This is a genomic window from Candidatus Aquicultor sp., from assembly GCF_054640775.1.
Window position 1 is genome coordinate 1 of the sequence record NZ_JBTSLF010000195.1, and the last position, 4,396, is coordinate 4,396.

The window sequence follows — 4,396 nt, forward strand, 5'->3', positions numbered from 1 at the left end:
ATTCGTAGTGAATAATGCTCCAGCCGGAGAGGTCGGTGACGTAGAGACTTGCCTTGTAAAGGCTGTTTTTATCGCCGCCAAATCCCCAGCGTATGATGATGAGCATGCACTCCTGCTTATCGAACTTGGCTCGCTCCAGGTAAACGGGCAGGGCCGCTCGTTTCGTCTCGTCGAGGAGCGAGTTGATCGGGCTTCGCAGCATCTCGCCTTTGCCGCCGCTTGCGGTGATTCGCTTAAGCAGCGTACTCATAACTGCACTGCGCTTGGCTTGTGCGTCTTTTACGGTATAAAGGCCATCGGTTTTTTTCCGGATATCATCAAGCAGGTCACTTGCCGATTCGGCGCTATAGGCCTTGTTTGAAACCACAACCTTAGGCCAATCACCATTGGTGGTGCCCGGAAGGCTCCTTGACGGAAGCTTGTCGTTTTCAGGCGCACTTTTTGCCGTGGCGTTCCCATAGGTCGTGCTGCCGTTTACCGAATCTTGTGCTCGGCTGCCCGCCGAGTCGACATCATGGCCGGCGTCCTCAAACGTCTGGTTTGCAGTTGGCAGTTGTTGCCTGACGGCCGGCGCCATGCTTTTTTGGGCTGCCCTGTCCATCGCCGCGTTCTTTTCGAGGCTGCCAAAATCGATTTGCGTAAGCAATACGATAAGGGCGACGGCGGCAACGGCGGTGCTGGCCACCAGGTATTGCAGCTTAGGCAAGGTAAAGCCGCGCCTTTGCGATGCCGGTCGAGCGGCTTTTGAGGCGTCTTGTGCGATCTGACGAAGGGCACGTGAAAGCTCGGCGGGGACCTCGAGGGTATCGATACCTTTTACCATGGACACGGCGCTCTTTATCGCTGTAAACTGAGCGCGGCATTCAGGGCAATCCTTTAGATGCCCGTCCACGACCCGGCGCTCAGTTTCGCTGAGTTCGCCATCTATGTATTCAGTTAGCAAATCCACAATCTCTTTACATTCCATACTCTCTCATCCACTTAGACGCCTATTTTATGAAGTCGTTCCCAAATGGGGCGAGCTTTTCGGCGAGTTTTAGCCGGCCCCGCGATAACCGCGATTTCACCGTGCCGACCGGCACGTTTGTTAGCTCGGCGATACTTTTGTAATCATATCCCTGTATATCGTGCAGGATAACCGCGATGCGCTGATCTTCTTCCAGGTCGAGGATGGCCGCCTGGACCAGCCGTTGCACCTCTTTTTGCTCGTAAGCGAGGCCCGGACCGCCGCCCCCGTTTGAAAGCAGCTCCTCGGCCATTTCCACGGTTTTTACCTGTCTCGCTTTTTTCTGCAGCCAGTCCTTGCCGTAATTAACTGCCAGGCGATACAGCCACGTGGAAAAGGCGGACTCGCCGCGAAAACTCGAGAGCTTTCTGTACAGGTGAATAAATATCTCCTGCGTGAGATCGGCGGCATCTGCTGGATTACCGGCCATCCGGTAAGCGAGGTTATATATGGGACGCTCATGCCGGCCGACGAGTTCATTAAAAGAACTCGTGTCTCCTTCCAGATAGCGCTCTACTATTGATTTGTCCGGATCGGTGACGCGTGTCGGCACTTCTCACATCCATACCTGGGTTGTTGTGCACTTCCGCTGAAAGAATATCACAGATCGAGGTCGCTAAATAGTGCCAGGAACAAAAACCACCATCATGTCGTCTAAGGGAGCAGGACCTGGCCGCAAAGGCTGCCCTACCGGCAGCGGGCCTTGTTCGATCAATAAACGAGCGGTTTTTTCAAGATACGAGGAGGATGTATGAGAAAGAGAAGCGTAAGATGGGCGCTTGCCGGTGGCATCGCGGTAGCGGTGATCGGATTCGTAGTATACGGCATGGTTGCTGCGTACCAGGGAGGTATGCAAGATCAGGTTATAAATCCGCAGCCTACGACCAACCCGTCAGCCATCGCCGTTGAAAAGGGGGTGGCGCGTGACATAGATAGCGCTACAAACGGACCCCGAACGTTCGATGACGGGGGTGCGAGCATGGGGGCCGGTGCCCCTGAGCAGTTCGCAGACGCGAAATCGAACTACGGCGGGGCGGCTGTTTCAAGTGTCGCTCTTAGCAAGCCCGCCATCCCTTCAATCGATGAGAAAATCGTGCGTACCGCTAATCTCGAGCTGCAGGTGAAAAAGGGTAAGTTTGATGGCAGCTACGAGCGTGCGATCGCTAGTGCCCGAAAGGCCGGGGGCTATGTCAGCCAATCAAAAAGCGCGGCGACCGGGGAGGCGATCGCAAGCGGCGAGATCATGATGCGCATCCCCGCACAGGATTTTGAAACGGTGCTCTCAGAGCTAAAGAAGCTCGGCAAGGTGAAATCGGTCGATATCTCAAGCGAGGATGTTTCCGACGAGTACGTCGATTTAAAGAGCCGCCTGAGGAACTGGCGTGCCCAGCAGGCCGTTATGCTTGGTCTCATGAAGAAGGCCGCAACCATCCAGGAGAGCATCACCATCCAGAACAACCTCTCGGATATTCAGATGGAGATAGAGCGAATCAGCGGTCGTCTTACTTTTCTCGATAACCGCACGAGCTATGCGACGATCAGGCTTTATATGGCAGAGCCCCAGGTAATCGTACGCGCGCAGAATTGGGGTTTGGGCGACGCGGTCCGTAGTGCGCTGCATGCAAGCGCAAAGATGCTGTCCATCTTCGTGGTTCTGCTGGGTTACCTGGTTCCTCTTGCAGCTCTAACCGGCACCGGCTATGCGCTCTACCGCGTTATTATGGGCGCGAGAAGGCGCGATGCGGTGCAATCGTAGACCGATCGTCGCTATTAGAGGCTGGCAATAAGTTCGTCGCTGCGTTTTTTGATCTCCCAACGAATGCGGCCCAGAGTGGTCCACTGTGAGGCTACGACAACCAACGCGATGTCGGGCACGATCGGTGCGATTACCACCGGGCCGTTTTCGAATTCGAGCATTGCCGTTGAAAGCGCACCCTGGTTAAGCTCATAGCCGACTTTATCGAGTGAACCGAATCCGGTTGCGACGACTGCGCTTATAATATCGAGGTCGAGTTCGATGTTGGAGGAAAAATCGACCGTGAAGCCATCCCTTGTTACAAGAAGGACGGCTATGACCCCATCCAGATCCGTGAAGCGATGTAAAATCTGCTGCAATGTGACGATTTCTTCAGGCTCGTTTTTGCTGAGAAGCTTATCGACCTCCTCTTTTGTAACGAGGATGTCGGATATGTTTTGCGCGGGCTCGCTTACTGCGAACTCTTCAGCGCCCGGCTCTTCGTTGCCGGTTATCCCGGGGAATATCTGCTCAGGGGTATCTTCTTCTGCAGACTCCGGTTCTTCCAGGTCGTTGCTCTGAGATTCTATGCCTGCATCCTCAGCGCTTTGAGAGCCCTTGATTTTTTCTGCGAGGGCTTCGATGATGTTCTTTCGAATTTCGGCTTCGCTGGATGCCTGCTTCGTTTCGGCGGTACCGGTTTCGTCGCTCGCCTTGTCCTCAGGGGTTTCATCCGGCTCGTTACCTTTTAAAAACACGGATATTAGCTCGGCAAAATCGCGCTCGTCCACATTAACCTCCTACGAGATGAAATAATCTGGGTATTTATGTTAGTTTACAGGCAATCGGATAAATTGCCAAGTACTGGTAGATGTAAACTAAGCCCCTGATAGGGGCTTTTAGGTGCTGGAGAGGGTTGTTATGTAAAGCAACCAGTGGTAAGACCACCAGGCGTGTCATCACTTATTTTGGCTGTCTTTTATCATCTGCTCGAGTTTTTCTAAGAGGTCGCGCTCCTCGCCGTGAAGCTCGAACAATACTTTTATAAGCGAGGCGGCTTCCGGGGCCGGGTCGTAGGAGTAAATCGAAGTCTTATCGCCGTTGTGCGAGATCCGTTTTAAGATAGACGCGGATGCCAGTTCCTCGGCCTCTCTAAACACCTGGTCCGGGCTTCGGCCGATGATATTCGCCAGGCCTTGCGCTGTATGAATAGAGAAGGGGTTCGCTCGGTAAAAGTTAAGTAGGTCCCACTTTATCGGCGAGTCGAGTATCTTCAAGGCCAACGTTTTTGTTTTACAATTAAAATTCTTTATGATTTTTTCCAGTTTCTTGCTCATTAGTTAGTTCACCAACGCTATTGTTTATTGGATAACTCTTTGAAGAGCCTGTACTGTCGCGTAAGACCGATCAGCACTAAGATTAAAAATAGTAATTCCGAAAGGACTTGAATATTTTTAAGCACTAATATTATCGGCTCCCAAATTTGCATTTTAAACCCTGTCTGTTTATCTGCCAAGTTAAGGTTAATGGCTAACGTGACAACCGGGCTCGTGACGACGTACCTTTGCAGGAAATTGTGCATGATAAGAACGGTAAATGATGTAGCATATATGGGCACGCTCGGTAATATCCAACGCCAGCTCTCGGCTAAGTCA

Annotated in this window: 5 protein-coding genes; 1 reads left to right on the forward strand and 4 read right to left on the reverse strand. The window is 52.5% G+C overall.

Going from position 1 to position 4,396, the window contains the following annotated elements; all coding sequences use genetic code 11:
* Window positions 1-967, reverse strand: a 967-nt coding sequence (locus tag ACYC56_RS12530) for an anti-sigma factor family protein (RefSeq protein WP_461374513.1), incomplete at its 3' end; no start/stop codon positions are given.
* A 22-nt stretch (window positions 968-989) separates the two neighbouring features.
* Entirely contained in the window at window positions 990-1,559 is a 570-nt protein-coding gene (locus ACYC56_RS12535) for an RNA polymerase sigma factor (protein WP_461374514.1), read from the reverse strand.
* A 198-nt stretch (window positions 1,560-1,757) separates the two neighbouring features.
* On the opposite strand from ACYC56_RS12535, the gene ACYC56_RS12540 reads away from it, so the two are divergent.
* Window positions 1,758-2,762 (forward strand): DUF4349 domain-containing protein, encoded by a 1,005-nt coding sequence (locus tag ACYC56_RS12540; protein ID WP_461374515.1) that lies wholly within the window; start codon window positions 1,758-1,760, stop codon window positions 2,760-2,762.
* A gap of 14 nt (window positions 2,763-2,776) precedes the next feature.
* Here the strand turns inward: ACYC56_RS12540 and ACYC56_RS12545 are convergent, their stop codons facing one another.
* Both ACYC56_RS12545 and ACYC56_RS12550 read right to left on the reverse strand, forming a co-directional pair.
* Window positions 2,777-3,532: a roadblock/LC7 domain-containing protein gene (locus ACYC56_RS12545; RefSeq protein WP_461374516.1), complete on the reverse strand. Its 756-nt coding sequence runs from the start codon at window positions 3,530-3,532 to the stop codon at window positions 2,777-2,779.
* 168 nt (window positions 3,533-3,700) lie between these two features.
* On the reverse strand, window positions 3,701-4,078 hold the full coding sequence (locus ACYC56_RS12550) for a hypothetical protein (RefSeq protein WP_461374517.1): 378 nt from the start codon (window positions 4,076-4,078) through the stop codon (window positions 3,701-3,703).
* Window positions 4,079-4,396: the final 318 nt, after the last annotated feature.